Genomic DNA, 19,671 nt, shown 5'->3' on the forward strand with positions numbered 1-19,671 from the left:
CGTGGTGCTAGCAGCGCGCCGACATCCACGCCAGAGGCGACGGGAGCGGCGCACCCGCGGGGGTCACGTGAGGCTCATCCGGGGCACCGAGCGCTCCGCGATCGATCCGCGCGGCTCGGCGCTCACCCCGAAGGCCGCGAGCGTGAGCACCGCCATGAGGGCGCCGAACACGACGAGCCCCATGAAGATCGCGATGCCGACGTGCAGCGCCACCGTGGCCGCCACCCAGAGCCGGCGGCTGCGCCGCGGCCAGATGAAGAGCGCGTAGCCGGCCTCGACAAGGATCACGAGCCAGCCGGCGACCATCGGGATCCAGGGGTGGTGAGCGAGCCAGGAGAGATCGATCTGCCGATACTCGGGCAGCATGACCGAGCGCCAGACCGCCTCGCCGCTCCACCACTGCTCGCCGGACGCCTTGTGGAGCCCGCTCGCGAGGTAGGAGATGCAGAGGTGTACCTGCACGACGCGCAGCGACAGCCGCGTTGTCGCCGGCGGGTCGCCGGGCGCGCGACCGAGCCAGCGGTCCAGCGACAGCGCGGCTCCGGAGGGCATCCACAGGAGGTAGAAGAGAAAGATGTGGGCGTAGCTGTCCGCGCCGTAGCTCGTGCTGTCCGCCGTCATCATCAGCAGCAGGTGGGTGAGCCAGGCCAGCGCGGCCGCGGCCCTCGCCCGCCACCCGAGGAGGAGCGCGACGAGCGCGAGCGCGTAGAGCGCGCCGGTGCCCCGGATGAGCGCTGCCTCGCCGATGCCCAGCGGGGCGAGGGCGTCGATGAGCCAGCCGACGCGGAGAAGGTGGCTCCGGGCCATCATGTCGTTGAGCGGCCCCTGGAGGAAGCCGGACCGCCCGTACAGATCGAGGAACACCGGCGCGACCATCGCGGCCTGGAGAAGCAGCACCGACGCGAGCCCGATCCGCAGCGCCGCGAGGGGCACGGCCGACGCAGGCGCGAACGCGAAGCGATCGATCGCCTGCCACGCGCGCCCGAGCGCCGCCCGATCCGCGGGGCGAAGCGCGGCGTGCCCGCTCATGGCGCCTCCTGGACTGGCTGCTTCGCGGCGCGCGCCGTCGCCTGGGGAACGAACTTCGCCTGGTAATGCCGGTGACACCTGAACCCGTCTCCCTGGCGGTACGCGTGCATCGAGGCGACCTCGCATTCCTCCACGCGCACGACGACGCTGACGGCGCCGGGGTGCCTGGCGAACATCTTCCCGGCCCAGGACGCGGCGATCGAGCGCTTCAGCGCCGGATCGTCCTGAAGCCAGAACCTCCCGACGATGTTCCCGGCGCGCAGGTCTGCCTCGGAGCTCGTCCCGGGCTTGAGGTGATCCGTTGTCGCCGCCCCCGTCGCGTCCACGATCTCGAACGTCGCCGAGGGGGGCGAGGCGACGGCGGGAGCGAAGAAGGCATACCCGCTGTCGGCGCCGGAGAGCGTGCCGTACAAGGCCAGCGCGTCCGCCAGCCACCGCCCGCAGCCGAGGTCGATCGGGAACGCTCCCAGGACGATCACGAGGCCGAGGTGCCCCGCGGCCGCGGCCAGGACCACGAGCGCTCGCCACCGGTCCATCGCCTCTCTTCGCATCATTCCCCCTCTCACACCGGCTTCTGACGGCCGCGCGCCGGCCGGCGAGCTCCGGCGCCGAGGATGAAGGACAGCCGGTCACCCGGGTGCCTCATCCTGCGTCGCCGGTCCGCTGGACGAGCGTCAGCGATGCTCGGCCAGGAGCACGACAGGCGTGGGCAGCGCCCCGTACGAAGCCGCGCCGAGGAACGAGCGCCCGTGGAACCAGTGGCCGCGATGACCGTGGTGACCGTGGTGGCCATGGTGACCGTGCTGACCGTGATGGCCGTGCTGACCGTGATGGCCGTGCTGACCGTGATGGCCGTGCTGACCGTGATGCGATTGGCGATCACTCATCAACTCGGCCGAGAGCGGCGCCGGCGCCTCTTCGACAAGCGCGAGATCCTCCACAGGCCTTGTGGCGGCAGCAGCGGTGAACTGCGCGCCACCGAGCGCCACAGCGCATGCTCCCAAGGTTACGATCAGCTCCACGAACTTCATCGTTGACTCCTTCCAAGGTCGAGCTCCCAACAGGGGGGCCGTGGAGCCTCGCGATGCAAGCGGTACGCCGATCCGGTAGGAACATGGGGTGACAGCGGCGCTCTCACAACCCCACGGTGAGCCCCGACATCGCCGAGTAGGCGGCAGGAACACCCGGTGATCGCTCCTCGGTGTGCAGGAGTTGTACTGAGGAGCCCCCTCGATTCTTCGGAAAATTCACGGGGAGGCGGGGAGGAAAATCTTCAAAATACTCCCCGCCTCCCCGCCTCCCTGTTGAATTTCTCCGCTGAAAACGGCTGCCAAATGGGGGAATTCCCTGGTAGGTTGTACGGTGAATCCACCAGAGAAAGGCCACGACGACGCGAACCTGGCCGGGCGGGCTCGCGCGGATCTCCTGGTGAAAGGTCGGATCTCCGTCGAGCGCGGCGATCGCCTCAAGGCGCCTTCAGGACGCGCAACAGATCATCGACGATCGCCTCGACGTCGCCCTCCTCGTGGTTGACGAGCACGGTGATGGCAGCGTCGCGCTCTACAGCGCTGTACGACGCGGAAACGAAGCCCCACATGCTGCCCCCATGGCCGTAGGTCGCGCCGACCGGCGATGCGCGTCGGGCGAGCCCGAGCCCGTAACCCCGCGCGTCCGCCGGCAGGGCGCCGACCCAGGTGGTCATCTCCGCGAGCTCGGCCGGGCCGAGCAGCCCGCCGCCGAGGAGCCGGACGAAGAACGTGGTGAGGTCCCCCGTGCTCGACACCAGGCCGCCCGAGGTCCACGCGGACGACGGGTCCGCGGCGGACGTCGTGTCGACGAGCTCGCCGCCGTACGACCCGTAGCCGCGCACGAGCCCGGGCACCGCGGGCTCGGCGCCGTCGAGGTACGTGCTGGCGAGGCCGGCGGGCTCGAGGATGCGCGCGCGCAGCAGCGCCACGACAGGCTCTCCGGAGACCGCCTCGACGAGGCAGCCAGCGACGATGTAGTTCGTGTTGGAGTACGCGAAGCCCCGGCCCGGCTCGAAATACGGCGGCTCTGCGGCGGAGAAGGCGATGAGCTCCTCGGGCGTCCACGCGCGGGTCGGGTCGGCCTCGACCGCGCTCAGGAACGCGTCGGTGTCCGTGTAGTTGAACAGGCCGCTTGTATGATTCAAAAGCTGCCGTATCGTGATCTGTTCGCCGCGGGGGACCCCCGCCACGTGCGCCGATACGGCGTCGTCGAGCGAGAGCGCACCTTCGGCGCGGAGCATCAGCACCAGCGTCGAGATGAACGTCTTGGTGATGCTCCCCGCGCGGAAGAGATCTCCTGGCTTCATCGGCGTCCTCGGCTCGATGTTCGCCACCCCCGCCGCGCCTCGGAACGAGCAGCCCCCGAGGTCCACGGCCGCGGCGGCGCCGGGGAGCCCCTGTGCGTCGACCGCTGCGTCGAGCGCCGCCTGGAGCCGGGCGGCGAGCGGGGCGCAGGCCATGGCGTCGCCTCCCGGGCCCGCTGCCTCCCCGGGCCGACCGCCGTGGTCCCCGCCGACGCTCGCGGCCGTCTCCGTGGGGCCGGCGGGGTCGGCCCCACACCCGGCGAGCGACGAGAAGGCAGGAAAGGCAATCAAGGCAAGCCGGTGAAGGACATGACGCATCGAGCAGATCTCCGGACCCTCGCGCACGTTGAGCCCACCGCGCCGGGGCGACGTGACCCGGAAGGGCACGACGGCCTCGCGCGCCGAGCGGCGGCAAGAGACGGAAGACCGCTGTCGATGTCAACCGGTCTGCAAAATAGAGGTGAGTTCGCGCACGGCCGTCAGCGGCGAGCGTGACTCCCCGCACTGCGGAGACCTACGTTCGGGAGGGATGGAGAGCGTGGAGGAGCGAAGCGTGATGTGCTCTGGCGGGTCGCGCCCGGCGACGCCTCAGTAGAGCTCGTCCTGGTGCTGCCAGCGCTCCGAGATCCACGCCTTGAGGTAGGCGATCTCCTCCTCGTAGGTCGTGAAGTCGGTGCGCGTGTTCCAGCCCTCGTAGCTCCTGTACGCCTCGCTCCACCGCGCCTCGTCGCGGCGCGCGCTCGCGTCGATGCGCTGGATGTAGCCGTCCACGAGCGCCTGCACCTCGGCGTCGGCGAACACGCCGTGCAGGACGTCGTTGTAGCGGGCGCGCAGCGGGTCGCCGATCGAGGGCTCCTCCAGGAAGCGCTGGAAAAGGAGGTTCATGGTCGTGTAGTCGACGCGCTCCGACGCCGACTCGCGCGACGTTTCCCACGCCTGGCCGAAGCTCGCGTTGAAGTCCCACGGCGCATAGCGGAACACGTTGCCGGGCGCGGGGTCGTGGTAATGGTAGCTGTTCTTCCCGGCCGAGTCGTTGGCCACGATGAACGTGGCGAAGATCCACCAGTCCTCGTAATCGCGCCGATCGATCCGCGCGTCGATCTCGGCGACGAACGTCTCCGGATCGGACGTGGCCACGAAGTCCACGAGCTCTTCCAGGTCCGCGAACGCCCCCGGCTCGCCCTCGGGCGGCTCGCCCTCCTTCTTCTCGAAGCCGTCGTGCAGCGTCTCCTTCGGCTCGCCCTCGCCCCTGTAGGGCGTGAGCGCGAAGTTCGCGTCGTGGCTGACCGCCTTGTAGAGGTTGCCGTCCTGCGGATACCCGTGGTCCTCCATCAGGTACCCGTTCACGTGATCGACGACGGTGTAGAGGCCCCGGTACTCCCCGTCGATGTACAGCACGGCGCTGTAGGTCTTGATCTGGATGTGCTCCGGATCGAGGCGGTTCCAGAGATCGTAGGCGAGGCGCTGCCGGACATAGGAGTTGTCGTCGAACGTGCTGGCGAGCACGACCTTGCGACGATCGGTGAACCCGCCGGCCTCGTCGGGCTCGTTGAACTTGTCGTTCTTGGGGAACTTCAGGGTGTAGCTTTGCTTCGGGTACGAGAGCGAGCTCTCGCCGCGGAGCTCCGCCTCGGCCTGGTACGTGTGACCTCGGTAGACGACCGTGGCCGGGGCGTACTCCTTGGCATCGGGCCCCGGCGAGAGGAAGAACACCGGAAGGCCGTACTCCTCGGGGTAGCTGGCCGGATCGACGACGGGCACGTTCGACGGATCGGCCCAGTCGTCGGCGACGCCGATCTTGACGCGCCCGACCTCATCGGTCTGCGCGACGCGGATCTCGACCTCGTAGACAGCGGCCTGGTCGAGCCCGGGCGAGAACGTCACCTCCCGCGCGACCGGATCGTAGGCGGCGCCCTCGGGGAGATCGACGACCTCGAAGGCGTCGCCGGGGAGCGCGAGGCCTGTCGAGCACGCCACGGGGAACTTCACTGTCTCCCCCTCGAGGAGCCAGTGCGGCCCGCCGCCGGACGGCGCGCAGGCACCGCCGGGGCCGGAGCCGCCGCCGGGGCCGGACGGGTCGCCCGTCAAGGGGTCGCCCTGGGAGGGCGTGTCGGAGCAGCCGGCTGCGTGAAGCGATATCAAGGCCAGGGCCGCTGTCAGCGGCCTGAGCAGGTGCAATTTTCGCATGGGGGGTGAATCTAGCGCGGACGCGCGCAGGCGGAAGGGCACGTGGACGGATGCCGTGCGGTTGTGGTGGGTCAGCGACGGCCCGATCCGCACTACGCTCGCCGGCGTGCCCACGACGACGCTGACACGAAGAGATCTGAACCGGGCCACGCTCGCGCGACAGATGCTGCTCTCGCGCGAGCGCGCCACGGCCGTCCACGGGATCGAGCGGCTCATCGCCCTCCAGGCGCAGCTCGCGCGGCCACCGTTCATCGGGCTCTGGTCGCGGCTCGCGGGGTTCCGGCGCGAGCACCTCGTCGAGCTGATCGCGCGCCGCGAGGTCGTCCGGGCGCCGTTCCTGCGCGGCACGCTGCACCTCGTGAGCGCGAAGGATTACCTGGATCTGCACCCGGTCATCGCGCCGGTGCTCCACGCCGCTGTGCGATCGGTCCTCCGCGCGCGCGCGGACGCCCTCGACATCCCCCGGCTGGTCGCCGAGGCGCGCGCGTACTTCGATGAGGCGCCGCGCACCATGGACGAGCTGCGCGACAACCTGGCCCAGCTCCACCCCGACGGCGACGTGCGGGCCATGGCGCTCGCGGTTCGCATGCACCTGCCGGTCGTCCAGGTCCCCGCCGGGACAGCGTGGGGCTACCCGGGAACGGCGGACTTCGCCCCGGCTGCGTCGTGGCTGGGCAAGCCGTTCCGCGAGGTCGACGGGCCTCGCGCGCTCGTGCTCCGTTACCTCGCGTCGTTCGGCCCGGCGACAGCGACCGACGTGCAGACGTGGTCCGGCCTCACCCGGGTCAAGGACGTGCTCCAGTCCCTGCGGGAGCGGCTCTGCACGTTCCGCGACGAGCGAGGCCGTGAGCTCTTCGATCTCCCCGATGCCCCGCGCCCGCCCGCGGACGCCGCCGCGCCGGTCCGGTTTGTCCCCGACTACGACAACCTCCTGCTCGCGCACGACGACCGCACGCGGGTGATCGCGGACGAGCATCGCGGCCGGATCGTCCTGTCCGCGAACCTGCGCATCCTGCCGACGTTCCTCGTGGACGGCTTCGTGGCCGGCACGTGGACGATCGAGCGGAAGAAGGCCTCGGCCACGCTCGTTGTCGCGCCGTTCGAGGCGCTCTCCAGGGGAGCGCGCGATCAGCTCGCCGAGGAGGGGGAGGCGCTCCTCCGCTTCGTCGAGGAGGACGCCAGCCTCTTCGATGTGCGCTTCGAGAAGACAGGACCTGCGAAGACGCCTGGCGCCCGGGCGAAGGGCGGCGGGAATGCGAAGGCGCCCGCGGCGCGGGCCAAGGCCGGCGCGGCCCTGAAGGCGCCTCCGGCGCGGGCGAAAGCTCGAGCACCCGTCCTCGGCTCGACAGATCCAGGAGCCGCGCCATGTCGTCGGGCTGCGGGCACGGCAGCGCGGCGATCTCGGCCTCGATGAGCTGGGCCGGCGAGGGGAGCTGTCCCGGCCGCTCGTCGCGGATCCACGACAGCCCCAGCGAGCGCTGGAGCCGATCGAGCAGCGCGCCCGCCTCCACGGGCTTCGGGAGGAAGTCGTCGCACCCGGCCTCGCGGCTCCGCTCGACCTCGCGCCCCGCGACCCCCGCCGACGAGGCGAGGATGACGGTCCGCTCCAGGGAGGGGATCTGCCGCAGGCGCCGGGTGGTCTCGTAGCCGTCCATCCCCGGCATCGCCAGATCCATCACGATCAGCGCCGGAGCGCGCTCGGCCGCCATCCGGAGCGCCGCCTCGCCGCCCTCCGCCTCGAGGACCGAAAAGCCGAGCGGCGCCAGCAGATCGCGCACAACGGCGCGGTGTCGGCGTTGTCGTCCACCACGAGCACGCTGGCCGTCTGGTACCGCTGCTCGGGGTGCTTCTCGAGGCAGCGCTCGACGAGCCGCGCCACGACGGCGGGCACGCCCTCGACGAGGCTCTCGATGGCGAGGTGCGCGTGCACCAGCGCGAGCGGGTTCTTGTCGAGGAACGGCCGCCGCCCCGACAGCGCCTCGAACAGCATCACGCCCAGCGCGTCGGGCAGGCTCGCCTCGGTCGCCTCCTGGGCCAGCTCCGACGCGATGCCGAAGTCGACGAGCACGACCTCGGCCCACCCTTCATCGACGAGGATGTTCTGCGGCTTGACGTCCTTGTGCATGATGCCGGCCGCATGCACGCCCCCGAGCACGCCAGCCGTCCCGAACGTCAAGGCTTTGCTGTGCGCGTGCTCACGCCCACAAAATGCCGAGTGAACTCGCACACTTCGCCAGGAACAGCGATGTCGCGTACCGCCGGCGCCGCTGTGGGTGAGGGGGATTGCGAGACGAGGCGATGACGTCCTGCGCGATGCGCTGTCAGGGCGCCGTCTGATCGAGGGTGACGTCCACCCCCTCGGTCACCGTGCAGTACCCGCCGTAGCTCAGCCCGCAGCTGTCGATATCGACAGTGGTCGTCCCGTAGGGCTCCCCGCTCCTCGGCGCGTCGCTTTGCTCTTCGATCTCGTCGGCGGAGAGCCACGCGAACACGCGCCAGCGCTCGTGATCGGTAATGCCGAGGACGGCGCCGATCTCGTACGGCTGAGGGAAGCTCAGCCCCTCCAGAGACACCTCGTGTGTGAGCCATCGATCGTCGCCATCGAGGTCCGGACCGGGGAATTGCGGGTTGTCCGGGTCGAAGGGCGTGTCCGAGGCCGGGACGGCGCGGACCCGGAGCGTCTTGCGCTCGCTCGTGCTCACGCCCTCACCCAGCGAGACGACGCCCCTGGCGCCGGGGCCCTCGGGATCGCCCATCGGGCACCCGGCGAGCACGCCGCCGAGGGCGGCCATTGCGAGCACAACAACGGATCTGCGATAAGCCATGATGGATCTCCTCTGTGAGCATCGCGCGGCCGCGTGGCGCGCTGTCGCGACGACAGCGGCCTTCGGGAGGCGCGGATGCCTCCTGCTCCCTGGATGAGCCGAAGCCCCCCGGCCCTTCGCGGAATCGTCGCCGGCGCCGCTCCGGCGGGGCGGGCAGCACGATCCCAGCGCCCCCGCCGCGCGCGCCGAGCGCCCCCGCTCACCCGATCCCTACCTTCTCCTCCGGCAGCCGGTAGAACCGCGACCGCGCCTGGTTCGCGAGCGCCATCGCCAGCGTCAGCGGCCCGATGCGCCCGATGAACATCGCCAGGGTGATCATCAGCTTCCCCGGCGCGCTCAGCGACGGCGTGACGTTCGCCGACAGGCCGGCCGTCGCGAGCGCGCTGATCGTCTCCAGGGCGAGGCCCAGCGGGTCGTGCGGCTCCAGGGTGAGCATCACGAGCAGGAAGCCCGAGACGAGCACCACCATCAGGCACGCGATCGCGAGGGCGCGGCGCACCGTGGCCGCCGGGATGGTCCGGCCGAGCAGGTGCGGCGCCTCGTCCCCGCGCAGCTCGGCGCGCAGCGCCGCGAACAGCGCGGCGAACGTCGTGATCTTGATCCCGCCCGCCGTCGATCCCGGCGCGCCGCCGATGAACATCAGCATGCAGGTCAGCATCCACGTCGCCGGACCCATGAGGCCGTAATCCACCGTGTTGAGGCCCGCCGACCGCGTCATCGCCGACTGGAAGAAGCTCGCCATCACCTTCACGGGCCACGACAGGCCGCCCATCGACCGGCGCCACTCGAGCGCCAGGTAGCCCAAGGTCCCGACAGCGAGCAGCACAGCGGTGCCGATCAGCACGACCTGGCTGTGAAGCGAGAGCCGCGGCGGCCGCTCGCCGCGGAGCCGCAGCCTGGCCCGGCGCAGGAGCTCGTCGTGCACAGGAAAGCCCAGGCTGCCGAGGATCACCATCCCCGCCAGCACGCCGGAGACGGCGGGCGAGCCGACAAGCGGGACGAGCCCCCCGCCGAACAGCGAGAAGCCCGCGTTGCAGTACGCGCTGACCGCGTGGAAGACGGCCGCCCAGAGGTGATCGCCGGCGCCCGAGAGCGGCTCGCCGGCGACGGGCCCGGAGGCGATCTCGTGGTGGGGCAGGAAGCTGAACAGCAGGCCGAGCGCGCCCACCGCCTCGATGCCGAGCGTGAACAGGACGATCGCGGCGAGGTTGCGCCGGAGCCGCGCGAACGACTCGGCGTCGATCATCTCGGCCATCACCGCTGCGTCGCGCAGCCTGAGCTTCCGGCCGGCCACGATGGCGAAGAACGTCGACAGGACCATGATCCCGAGCCCGCCGACCTGGACCAGGAGCAGCAGGACGGCCTGGCCGAACGGCGTGTAGGTCTCGGCGACGTTGTGCACGGCGAGCCCGGTCACGCACACGGCGCTCGCCGCCATGAACAGGCCGTCGACGAACGACGCGTCCGCGACGTTCCGGAGCGACTGCGGCAAGGTGAGCAGGAAGCTGCCGAGCAGCGTGGCGACCCCGAACGAGAGCACCATCAGCCGGGCCGGGTGCTCCGCGGCCGTGGCCATCAGCCGCTCGATCGGCCGGCGCCCCAGCAGGCCGACGAGCGCCACGACGAACGCGAGCACCGTGTAGGACCGGTAGAGCACGATCCCCCGCTGCCCCGCGTCCTCGGCCGCGTGCCCGAGCACGATCAGCCACTTCTCGCCGATGCACGCGAGCAGCAGGACGAGCGCGAGCAGGAACAGGGCGAGCCGGGGCTTCCTCGCCTCGACCCGCGCGCCGGCGAGCGCCTTGCGCAGGCGCTCCAGCGACACGACGGCCGCGATCCACGCGGGCACGAGCAGCGTCTCCAGGGCGGTCAGGGCCGCCGACGCGCGCGGCGTGATCGCGAGGGCGAGGTCGAACCCGAGGAGGACGGCGCTGCCCGCCAGCAAGGGCGCCGGCCGCATCCAGGCGGCGCGCCGCCGGGGCGCGGCGGTCGCGCCGGCCGCGGTGACCCCCGGCGCGGCCGGCGCCGCGGGCTGCGCGAGCATCGCGAGCGTCAGCCGGGCCTGCGCGGGATCGCCGGGCGGCTCGGCGCGCAGCGCGCTCGGCGGCGAGGAGGGGGTCGGTGAGGGATCCACCCGCGGCATTCACGCCACCGCGCAGGGCGGCGTCAAGTTACCCTCCCGTCCGCTGCGCGACCCCGCTCCTGGAACGCCGTTCGCTTGCTGTCGCTCGACCCGCCACAGGAACCACCGGAGCACACCGATGAGCGACAAAAACGCCTCAGTTCCCCGCGCGCACGGGACGTTCGACGACTTCTGGGACCACTACCTCCGGGAGCACCGGACCGGCCTCAACCGCGCGCTGCACCTGACGGGCACGGCGGCCGCGCTGCTGCTCGCCGGCGCGGGCGTCGTCCGCCGCAAGCCCCGCCTGCTGCTGCTGGCGCCGCTCGTCGGATACGGGCCCGCCTGGCTCGGGCACTTCCTTGTCGAGCGCAACCGCCCGGCGACGTTCCACAGCCCGCTCTTGTCGCTCCGCGCCGACCTGCGGATGCTCCGCCTCGCGGTGACCGGCCGCCTCGGCGGCGAGCTCCGGCGGGCCGGCGCGCAGCCTCTGGAGGCCGCCCCCGAGGGCACCCGCGCGATCCCGCGCGACCCGCTGCCCGACAGCACGCTGGCCCTGCTCGCGGACCCTTACCGCCTCATCCAGCGGCGGTGCCGCCAGCTCGGCGCCGATCTCTTCGAGACCAGGCTCCTGCTCCAGCGGACGATCTGCATGACAGGCCCCGAGGCCGCGCGTCTTTTCTACGATCCGTCCCGCTTCACGCGGAAGGGCGCCGCGCCGGTCCGCCTCAAGGCGACCCTCTTCGGCAGCGGCGGCGTGCAGGGCCTCGACGCCGAGGCGCACCGTCACCGTAAACTGATGTTCATGTCCATGATGGCGCCCGAGGCCCTCCAGCGGCTCGTCGACATCGCCGCGGACCAGTGGCGGACCCACGCGCGACGCTGGGCGGCCACCTCCGAGGGCGTCGCGCTGTACGAGCAGGCGCACGAGGTCCTCACCCGCGCCGTCTGCGCCTGGGCCGGCGTCCCGCTGGCCGAGGAAGAGGTCCCCCGCCGGACGCGCCAGCTCGCCGCGCTCTTCGAGGGCGCCGGCGCCGTGGGCCCGCGGCACTGGCGCGCGCTGCTCGCCCGCCAGCAGGCCGACGCGTGGCTCGCCGGGGTCGTCGAGCAGATCCGCGCCGGCCGCCTGAGCGTGCCCGAGGGCAGCCCGGTCCACGTCGTGGCCACGCACCGCGGCCTCGACGGCGAGCTGCTGAGCCCGAAGGTCGCCGCCGTCGAGATCAACAACGTCCTGCGCCCGACCGTGGCCGTGTCGGTCTACATCACCTTCGTCGCCCACGCCCTGCACGCCCACCCCGCGTCGCGCCAGCGCATCGCCGCCGGCGACGAGGCCTATCTCGAGCGCTTCGTGCAGGAGGTCCGCCGCTTCTATCCGTTCTTCCCCGCGGCCGCGGCGCGCACGCGCGACGCCTTCACGTGGCAGGGCTACCGCTTCCCGGCCGGCGTGCGGGTGCTGCTCGATCTCCACGGCACCAACCGCGATCCAAGGGCCTGGGAATCCCCGGATCTCTTCCTCCCGGACCGCTTCCTGCGCGAGCAGCCCGGGATGTTCGACATGATTCCCCAGGGGGGCGGCGACCATCGCGAGCACCACCGCTGCCCCGGCGAGTGGATCGCCGTCGAGCTCATGAAGGGCGCCGCGCGCTTCCTCACCCGCGAGATCCGGTATGACGTCCCCCCGCAGGATCTCGAGATCGACGGCGCCCGGCTGCCGGCGCTCCCGAGGAGCCATTTCGTGATGAGCCATGTCGCCTGGCGCGCCGACCCTCCGGCCCGGGTCGCCTCGCCCGAGGTGGGCATCAGCAGCCCGTGACCGACGCCGGCGCTCGCGACGGCGAGGGCCCGCGCGCGCCCGAGCGAATGCGGCCTGGATAGCACAACCTCTCCACACCTGGCAGTGGAGCGGCGCCTATGGCCACCATTTCTGGGTCGACCCCGGCGCGAAGCTCACTGTCGTCGTCCTGACCAACACCGCCTTCGCCGGCATGGTAGGCGAGCTCCCCGACGCCGTACGGCGCGCCGTCCAAGGCCCCGCGCAGCCGTGACGCGGGCGCGCGGGACGATCGGTTCGCTGTCCGCGATCGTCTCCCGCGCAGCAGCTTCCCGTGGCGGCGCCCTGTCGCAGCGCGCTGCCGACTACCTGGATCACCTGACCTGTCATTGCTCGATCACCTGACCTGTTCTTGATCGCGCGTCGCCAGACGCGAGCGACGCCATCGTGTCGGCACCGTCGCGCGGATCACCGCGACGGCCGCGCCGCCCGGCTTCACGTGAGGCGCCTCTCCGCGGGGTCATGGCGCTGCCGTACTCGCCTCGGTCCTCTCTCCTACGCTGGATCCGGAGGAGAGGGGAGTCTTGTGCTCGCAGATCGGCCCATCTCCGGCGGCGCTCGGGGAGCTACCTTGCCGGGTCCTATCCTTCATACGCGCACCGGAGCATGGGTATTGTGATTCGGATTCGGGTTGACAATTGCCATTTATGGTAAAGACCTCTTCCGTATCGGGGCGCGATTCAATGGGCGCCCTGTGATCCGCGGTTTCACGTCGGAGGCTCGCTCATCAACGCCCGCCGGCCCCTGGAAGACGGTGGGACTCGATCAGCGCCGTCATCTGAAACAAACAGCGAGGTAGTCACATGTCCGTCTTCTTCTCACGCCGCTCGGCGATCTTCATGGCTCAGGCTGGTTTGCTCTCCACGGCGTCGTGGAGCTTCATCGGTTGTGGCCCCACCGATTCCCTGGACGGTCCGTTCGGAGCTCACGATCAGCCCTTCGGCGCCGGCGAGTCCTTCGCCGAGGAGGGCGCGGGCTCTGCTGACTTTGCCGCCGAGGACGCCGCCTTCACCTCGCGCGAGGTCGTGCGAGGGCTCTCGTTTCCGATCCGGGTCGCCTGGGGGCCGGACGGCCATCTGTGGTTGACCGAGCGCGTGGGGAAGCGGGTCGTGCGCGTGAGGCCGTCGGACGGCCAGAAGGCGACCGCTGTCACGATCACGGAAGCGCACCAGTCGGGGGGGCAAGACGGGCTGCTGGGCCTGGCCCTGCACCCGGATCTGCTCCAGGGCAATGGCGCCGACCATGTATACGTCTCCTACACCTATGACGCCGATCCAGGCTCAGCCGTGAGCCGCAGGACGAAGATCCGTCGCTACACGTACGACCCGACGACCGGGACCCTGGGGAGCCCTCTCGACGTCATCACGGGCCTGCCTGGGAGCGACGATCACAACTCCGCGCGGCTCCTGTTCGGCCCCGATCGGAAGCTCTATTACACCGTCGGGGATCAGGGGAACAACCAGTTCAACAGGAAGTGCCTCCCGGTCGGCTCGCAGGATCTACCCACGGCCGGCGAGGTCGCGGCGCAGGACTGGTCGAAGTACGCCGGCAAGGTCCTGCGCTTGAACCTCGACGGCTCGATCCCGTCCGACAACCCGCAGATCGCAGGTGTCCGCAGCCATGTCTATTCTTATGGCCATCGCAACCCGCAGGGCCTCACGTTCCGCGGGGACACGCTCTATGCGAACGAGCATGGGCCGAAGAGCGACGACGAGCTGAACGTCATCCAGCCCGGCAAGAACTATGGCTGGCCGCACGTGGCCGGCTATCAGGACAACCAGGCTTACACGTACGCCAACTGGTCGGCCTCGACGACGCCCTGCGCGTCGCTCGCGTGGAACGACTACACGCCTCCTTCCTCGGTCCCCCAGCAGCAGGAGAGCGCCTGGAGCCACCCCGACTTCACGGCGCCGTTCTTCACCTTCTACACAGTCCCCAACGGCTACAACTTCCAGAATCACACGTGCGGGTCCGCCGCTTACATCTGCTGGCCGACGATCGCGCCCTCCTCGCTCCACCACTACGCTGCTGCGTCCGGCGTCCCCGGATGGGAGGACTCACTCCTGATGACCACCCTCAAGAAGGGCGCTGTGTACCGGGTGAAGCTGAGCGCGACAGGGGATTCCGTTGTCGGCGAGCCCGTCGTCCACTTCCAGACCACCAACCGCTACCGCGACCTCGCGATGAGCCCGGACGGCCGGACCTTCTACGTGATCACGGACACCGAGGGGAACACGAGCGGTCCCACCGGCGGGTCCACGACGGCCCTGAACAACCCGGGAGCGATCCTGGAGTTCAAGTACACGGGGGCGGACTGAGCCAGCTCCGGCGACGGGGAGCAGCCAGACCGGCCCCAGCGGATGAGGGGAAGCTCGCGGCTGTGCAGGGATGGGCCGCGGCCGCCGCGGTCGGGATACGACGCGGCCGCCGCGGTCGGGAGGCGAGGGGGTCAGCGTGCTCGGCGTCGAGAGGGTCGACCTCGACGCCGAGGCGCGCCGCCTCGGATCAGGGCGGGCCCGCGGCGCCGTCCTGGATCCATTGACGCAAGATCCCGAGCTGCTGCTGGGTCATTGTCGGCCCGGTCGTGCTGGGCGGCATCACGCCGTCGATGCACTGTGCCGTGGCGGTCGGCGTGCAGCCCGCGCCCGCCGCCAGCCCGGCGGCCTTGAGGTAGAGCCAGCTATGGTCCGGATCGCCCGGGACGACGAGCTTGTACTGGCCGCCGTCGAGGGAGGGGCGGTTGACCAGGCCCTCGACGATCTTCTTCGAGCTGATGTGGCCACCGAGCGTCAGCCTCGCGTTGGCGCCCGACTCGGCGTGGCATCCGCTGCACAGGTTCGTCGTGTCCTCGAACAGGGGCCGCACCCTCTCGTGGAAGAACCCTGACTCCACCGGCAAAGGCTCGTTGGGGTTCACGACCTCGTCGGGCGTCAGGTCCTCCTGGATGATCTTGATCTCGGTGTCCATCTCGCGGCACTGCGCGACGAGATCGTCCTTCAGCTTCTGGTCGTCCGGCTTCAGGCCCTTGGCGAGGCGATACTTCTCCCACACGTTGTCGATCCAGCCATGGAGCTTCCAGAACATGTAGTTGTCGATGTTCGCCTCGGTGTTGTTCACGCCGTGCTTCGTATTGCCCGGACGCGCCCACTTGGCGTGCAGCACGAAGTGAAGGCCGACCCACGGCATGTTGTTCGCCGGCATCCTCAGCCTCTGACCCACGTTGCACTGGAGCCAGAAGCCGAGCGTCCCTTCGTCCGGGAACCGCGCGAGGTTCTCGGGCTTGTCGATCTCGTCGCCGATCCTTCCAGCTTCGAGGGCGGACGCATCCCAGTCCTTCCACGCGGAGCGCCACTGAGGCGGCACGTCTTCCGCCGAAGTCGGAAACTTGGTGAAGCCCGTGAACTGCTCGCTGTGGTTCGGCCAGAGCTGCTTCAACGCCTGGATCATGTGACGGTGAAACACAAGGAACTGATAGCCGTCGCCGGCGCTCTGGCAGTTCTGATCCTCCGGGACGAGCTGGGTGAACTTGCAAATGTTCACCTTGCTCAACCCACCGCCGCCCGGGAGGTTGCAGGCGCGGATCGCGTGCCACTCGACGTGGGCCGCCTGCCACGAGTTGTCATACATCCATTGCAGGACTTCCGGCTGCACCGTCAAGTCGACGATGTTCGGATCGGTGTTGCCGGGCGGAAAGAACTCCGCCGGCCCATCCTTCATGGTCGGGCTCGAGTCGCTCGGGTGGGGCATATAGCCGTTCACGCAGTGGTCATACGGATGCATGGTCGAGTCGCCACCACCCGAGCCCGAGGCCGCGTGCGAGCTCGAGGCCGAACCCGAGCTCGAGCTCGAGCTCGGGCCGGAAATCGGGCTCGATCCGCCCGATCCGCTCGACACATCAGGTGCCCCCCCGGTGCCATCGGGCGCGCTACCTGACGAGTTGTCCCCTTCGCCGCCGCACGCGCTCAAGGACAACGCGGTCAGCGCCACGAGCGTGGCCAGACGTCGTCGGGATGTGCGGCGGTCGGTCGCAGATGCGTGTTGCAAGTTGTTATATCGCATGTAGCTCTCGCAGGACGGTAATCTCAGTCCGTCAGTCGCGTCCAGCCCCACATCGGGCGGACGGCCTCACTGCCTTCACTGCACTGTACCAGCGGCATACATGCTTGGTCAACAGTATTAACTTATCACTTTTATTTGCATATTTATCAACCAATGGTTGAATTCTCGTGAGCTGGCCGCGGAGTGAAGGCGGTCTCTTCGGTGAAATGGATACGTGGTGATGTGGCGTCGATGATTCAGGACGGGCGGATCGCCAGGTCACGCGCCGAACATGGATGGCTCGTAGCGCGTCACCCAGGTCTTGAGGTGCAGCTCGCAGAAGATCAGACGAGGCGCCGTGAAGCCTGCCCTGGCCAGGAGCGCGAAGACCTCGTCATCCGAGGCCGGGATCCTCATCGACGCCGCGGCCTTCTTCATTTGCTCTGCCGCCTCGGGCGGCCGCCCGTCCGCGAAGAGCCGCCGCTCCTCGACGGCCCTCAGCAGCGGATCGTCTCCAACCCGACAGCCGATCACGAAGGGCGCCCCCGGCTTCAGCCGCCCGGCGATCTCCCGCAAGAGATCGAGGCGCGCCTCCTCCCCCGGGAGGTGGTGCAGCACGCCAATCATCTGGGCGCCGTCGAACAAGGGCCCACGCGCGAGATCGCGCAGCTCGCCGGCATGCAGGCTCGTCCGATCGAGGAGGCCTTCCGCCGCGAGCTTCTCTCTCGCGACGGCGAGCATCTCCGACGACGGGTCGACGCCCGTGAAACGGACGCCGGCCCCCGCGTAGCGCGCGAACGGCTTCACCTCGCTCCCGGTGCCGATGCCGACCATCAGCAGCGACGCGGTGTCCTTGTCGGGGAGCGCTGCGGCGATCACCTCGGCGATGACCTGGTGCATGGCGCCATAGCCCGCCCACATCCGGTGCACATGGCCGTCGTAGCTCGATGCTCGATCGCGATCGAATGTCGCTGCGTGGTTTCCGTGCTCGTGCGCCTTCATCACGTCTTCTCCTTGGCCGGCGGTCGCCCCGACCGCCTGCAGCAAAGGAGTACCGCCCTTCATGCCGTCTCGGCAGGGCGCGGCTTTCGATCCGATCGGCGGGGTTTTCTGTGGTGACCCCGCGCCGGGCGGGGGGCGACCCACCGAGCGTGGCCGTCCACGCGCCCTCGGCTAGCGCGACGCGACCCAGCGCGCGATCTGGTCGCCGAGGATCGGCAGGGTGACGGCGCCCGAGCCGAGCAGCGCGTCGTGGAACCCCTTGATGTCGAACCGGGGCCCGAGCTTCTGCTCGGCGTCCTTGCGCAGCCGCTGCATCTCGAGCTGGCCGATCTTGTACGCGAGCGCCTGCCCGGGCATGGTGAGATAGCGATCGACCTCGTTCGCGACGACGCTCTCGTCGAGGATCGTGTTCTCCATCATGTAGCTCACGGCCTGCGCGCGGCTCCAGCCCTTCGCGTGCATGCCCGTGTCGACGACGAGCCGGCACGCGCGCCAGGCGTCGGCGCTCAGCATCCCGAGCCGATCGACGTCGCTGGAGTAGAGCCCCATCTCGTCGGCCAGCCGCTCGCTGTAGAGCCCCCAGCCCTCCGTGAACGCCAGGACGTTCGCGTGCTTGCGAAACGTGGGCACCTCGCCGAGCTCCTGCGCCAGCGCGACCTGGATGTGGTGGCCAGGGATCGCCTCGTGGAACGCGACGACCTCGGACTCGAAGCGACGGCGCGTCTCGGGGGCATACGTGTTGACGTAGTACGTCCCGGGGCGGCTCCCGTCCTGCGCGGGCTCGCGGAAGAACGCGGGCGGCATGTGCTTCTCCTCGTACGCCTCCATGCGCTTCACGACGAGCGGGGTCCGGGGCAGGGCGCCGATCCAGGCAGGGACCGCGGCCCTGGCCCGCGCGACAGCCGCCGACGCCGCCGCCTCGACCTCGTCGCGCGTGGAGAAGGTGAGCGCCTTGTCTTCGCGGAGGCGGCGCTGGATCTCCGCCAGATCGGAGGTGCCGAGCGCCTTCGCGCCGAGCGCGCGCATCTCGTCCCGGATGCGCGCGACCTGCTCGAGGCCGATCGCGTGGACCTCGTCGGCCGAGCGCGCGAGCGAGGTGCTCACCTGGACGAGGCGCGCGTAGCACGCCGCGCCGCCGGGCACGTGGGACAGGCCCGCGCGCGCGTCGTCCCTGGCGCGCGGCAGGACCTCGCGGGCGAGCGCCTCTCGGTAGCGCGAGAAGGCCGGGCGGACACCGCCTTCGACGGCCTGCTCCACCGCCGCCGCGAACGCCCGCTGGTCCGCCTCCGGCCAGCCGGGGTGAGCGGCGTCGCGGGGGCTCATGATCGCCCACGCGCCGGACGGCTTCGCGAGCAGCTCGTCGAGCTGGGCGATCACGCGCTCCACCGTGGCGCGCGGGGCCACCTTGCCCTGCTGGAGCGCCCGCCGGAGCCGGTCGGTGCGAGCGTCCATGTACGCGCCGATCTTGCTCCAGCGCGCGACGAGGGCGCGGCCCTCCTCCACGGTGCTCACCGTCTGGGCCCGCGCGAGCTGGAAGAGCTCGACCTGGGGCCCCCGGAGCTGGTCGGCCGCCCACGCCGAGAGGTCACAATCGCGCCGCGCGAGGTCGCCCTCGATCTCGTGAACCAGCATGCCGCGCGTGACCCGATCGGGGAGCGCGAGGGACGCGGCGTCGATCGCCCGCACCCGCCCGAGCAGCGCCTCGAGCCGCGTGATCTCGCGCGCGCGGCCGGCCTCGGTCACGTCGGGGAGGCGATCGTCGTGGCTGCGGAAGCCGAGGAACGTCGCCTCGATGGGCTCGGCCGCGATCCGGCCGTCCCAGTACTCGGCGGCGAGCGCCGCGCCATGCGCTGCTGCGGTGAGGCCCTGGGCCCGTCCTGGCGTCGCAGGGGACCGGGGCTCGATGCAGGCGAGCGGGGCCAGGGCGACGAGCGCCAGCGTGAGCAGCACGGTCCATGATGAATGGAGCACAGTTCCTCCAGCGTGGGTGTGTCGGGCGCTCTCCCGACCCTGCATGACCGCGCGTCGGTCACCCGGTGGATGCCGGCGACCTCGGTCGCCCTTCGCTCGAACCGTACTCGACCGCACCGTTCGCGTACATGGAGCTCCTCGGGGCGCGGGGCGGCGGCAGGTGCTCGCCATGGACAGCGCGCGCCAGGCCCTCTCTCCGCGCCGCCAACGACCAGCCTGGCCGCTCACGCGTCGATCGGTGGAGTCGCCCCACCTCGGCTCGCGCAGCGCGTCGTCCGCGCCCGCGCAGCGCGTCGTCCGCGGCCGCGCAGCGCGTCGTTCCCCGACGATTCAA

At 70.5% G+C, this 19,671-nt stretch carries 16 protein-coding genes and 1 pseudogene; 6 read left to right on the top strand and 11 right to left on the bottom strand.

What is annotated here, in order from left to right; translation table 11 throughout:
• Positions 1-63: 63 nt before the first annotated feature.
• Together WMF42_RS16170 and WMF42_RS16175 are read right to left on the bottom strand one after the other, a co-directional pair.
• On the bottom strand, positions 64-1,029 hold the full coding sequence (locus tag WMF42_RS16170) for a hypothetical protein (RefSeq protein ID WP_437692906.1): 966 nt from the start codon (positions 1,027-1,029) through the stop codon (positions 64-66).
• Entirely contained in the window at positions 1,026-1,565 is a 540-nt protein-coding gene (locus WMF42_RS16175; RefSeq protein WP_437692908.1) for a hypothetical protein, read from the bottom strand. The genes WMF42_RS16170 and WMF42_RS16175 overlap by 4 nt, the downstream gene beginning before the upstream one ends.
• A 231-nt stretch (positions 1,566-1,796) precedes the next feature.
• Here WMF42_RS16175 and WMF42_RS16180 point away from each other — a divergent pair, with 231 nt between their 5' ends.
• On the top strand, positions 1,797-2,066 hold the full coding sequence (locus tag WMF42_RS16180) for a hypothetical protein (RefSeq protein WP_437692910.1): 270 nt from the start codon (positions 1,797-1,799) through the stop codon (positions 2,064-2,066).
• Between the two features lie 428 nt (positions 2,067-2,494).
• Here WMF42_RS16180 and WMF42_RS16185 read toward each other — a convergent pair whose 3' ends face one another.
• Positions 2,495-3,517 carry a serine hydrolase domain-containing protein gene (locus tag WMF42_RS16185; protein ID WP_437692912.1) on the bottom strand — a complete coding sequence of 341 codons (1,023 nt, stop codon included), beginning with the start codon at positions 3,515-3,517 and terminating at the stop codon, positions 2,495-2,497.
• Positions 3,518-3,949: 432 nt separating this feature from the next.
• Complete coding sequence (locus tag WMF42_RS16190) at positions 3,950-5,548, bottom strand: CotH kinase family protein (protein ID WP_437692913.1); 1,599 nt, start codon at positions 5,546-5,548, stop codon at positions 3,950-3,952.
• Positions 5,549-5,654: 106 nt separating this feature from the next.
• Between WMF42_RS16190 and WMF42_RS16195 the strand changes: the two genes are divergently transcribed.
• Both WMF42_RS16195 and WMF42_RS16200 read left to right on the top strand, forming a co-directional pair.
• Positions 5,655-6,962, top strand: a complete 1,308-nt coding sequence (locus WMF42_RS16195) for a winged helix DNA-binding domain-containing protein (RefSeq protein WP_437692915.1) — start codon at positions 5,655-5,657, stop codon at positions 6,960-6,962.
• Positions 6,914-7,195 (top strand): hypothetical protein, encoded by a 282-nt coding sequence (locus WMF42_RS16200; protein ID WP_437692917.1) that lies wholly within the window; start codon positions 6,914-6,916, stop codon positions 7,193-7,195. The genes WMF42_RS16195 and WMF42_RS16200 overlap by 49 nt, the downstream gene beginning before the upstream one ends.
• Here the strand turns inward: WMF42_RS16200 and WMF42_RS16205 are convergent.
• From WMF42_RS16205 to WMF42_RS16220, 4 genes and pseudogenes are all read right to left on the bottom strand, one after another.
• Positions 7,090-7,326: pseudogene (locus tag WMF42_RS16205) on the bottom strand (response regulator); the annotation flags it as partial. The gene WMF42_RS16200 and the pseudogene WMF42_RS16205 overlap by 106 nt on opposite strands.
• On the bottom strand, positions 7,230-7,724 hold the full coding sequence (locus tag WMF42_RS16210; protein ID WP_437692919.1) for a protein kinase domain-containing protein: 495 nt from the start codon (positions 7,722-7,724) through the stop codon (positions 7,230-7,232). The pseudogene WMF42_RS16205 and the gene WMF42_RS16210, both read right to left, overlap by 97 nt.
• A gap of 145 nt (positions 7,725-7,869) precedes the next feature.
• Positions 7,870-8,373: a hypothetical protein gene (locus WMF42_RS16215; RefSeq protein WP_437692921.1), complete on the bottom strand. Its 504-nt coding sequence runs from the start codon at positions 8,371-8,373 to the stop codon at positions 7,870-7,872.
• Between the two features lie 199 nt (positions 8,374-8,572).
• Positions 8,573-10,516, bottom strand: a complete 1,944-nt coding sequence (locus WMF42_RS16220; RefSeq protein WP_437692923.1) for a TrkH family potassium uptake protein — start codon at positions 10,514-10,516, stop codon at positions 8,573-8,575.
• 118 nt (positions 10,517-10,634) lie between these two features.
• Here WMF42_RS16220 and WMF42_RS16225 point away from each other — a divergent pair, with 118 nt between their 5' ends.
• The 3 genes from WMF42_RS16225 (at position 10,635) to WMF42_RS16235 (ending at position 14,644) form a co-directional block, all read left to right on the top strand.
• Positions 10,635-12,308 carry a cytochrome P450 gene (locus tag WMF42_RS16225; protein ID WP_437692925.1) on the top strand — a complete coding sequence of 558 codons (1,674 nt, stop codon included), beginning with the start codon at positions 10,635-10,637 and terminating at the stop codon, positions 12,306-12,308.
• The gene (locus tag WMF42_RS16230; protein ID WP_437692927.1) at positions 12,241-12,540 is read left to right on the top strand and encodes a serine hydrolase; all 300 of its coding nucleotides are present in this window, start codon (positions 12,241-12,243) and stop codon (positions 12,538-12,540) included. Before WMF42_RS16225 ends, WMF42_RS16230 begins: the two co-directional genes overlap by 68 nt.
• Before the next feature lie 589 nt (positions 12,541-13,129).
• The gene (locus WMF42_RS16235) at positions 13,130-14,644 is read left to right on the top strand and encodes a glucose/sorbosone family PQQ-dependent dehydrogenase (RefSeq protein ID WP_437692929.1); all 1,515 of its coding nucleotides are present in this window, start codon (positions 13,130-13,132) and stop codon (positions 14,642-14,644) included.
• A 187-nt stretch (positions 14,645-14,831) separates the two neighbouring features.
• Here WMF42_RS16235 and WMF42_RS16240 read toward each other — a convergent pair whose 3' ends face one another.
• The 3 genes from WMF42_RS16240 to WMF42_RS16250 form a co-directional block, all read right to left on the bottom strand.
• Entirely contained in the window at positions 14,832-16,106 is a 1,275-nt protein-coding gene (locus WMF42_RS16240) for a hypothetical protein (RefSeq protein ID WP_233562400.1), read from the bottom strand.
• A gap of 537 nt (positions 16,107-16,643) precedes the next feature.
• A complete protein-coding gene (locus WMF42_RS16245; protein ID WP_437692931.1) occupies positions 16,644-17,366 on the bottom strand; it encodes an SAM-dependent methyltransferase in 723 nt (240 codons plus the stop codon).
• 171 nt (positions 17,367-17,537) lie between these two features.
• Complete coding sequence (locus WMF42_RS16250; protein WP_437692933.1) at positions 17,538-19,337, bottom strand: DUF885 domain-containing protein; 1,800 nt, start codon at positions 19,335-19,337, stop codon at positions 17,538-17,540.
• Between the last annotated feature and the right edge of the window lie 334 nt (positions 19,338-19,671).

It is taken from the genome of Sorangium sp. So ce176 (assembly GCF_051519835.1).
GTDB lineage: Bacteria > Myxococcota_A > Polyangia > Polyangiales > Polyangiaceae > Sorangium > Sorangium cellulosum_G.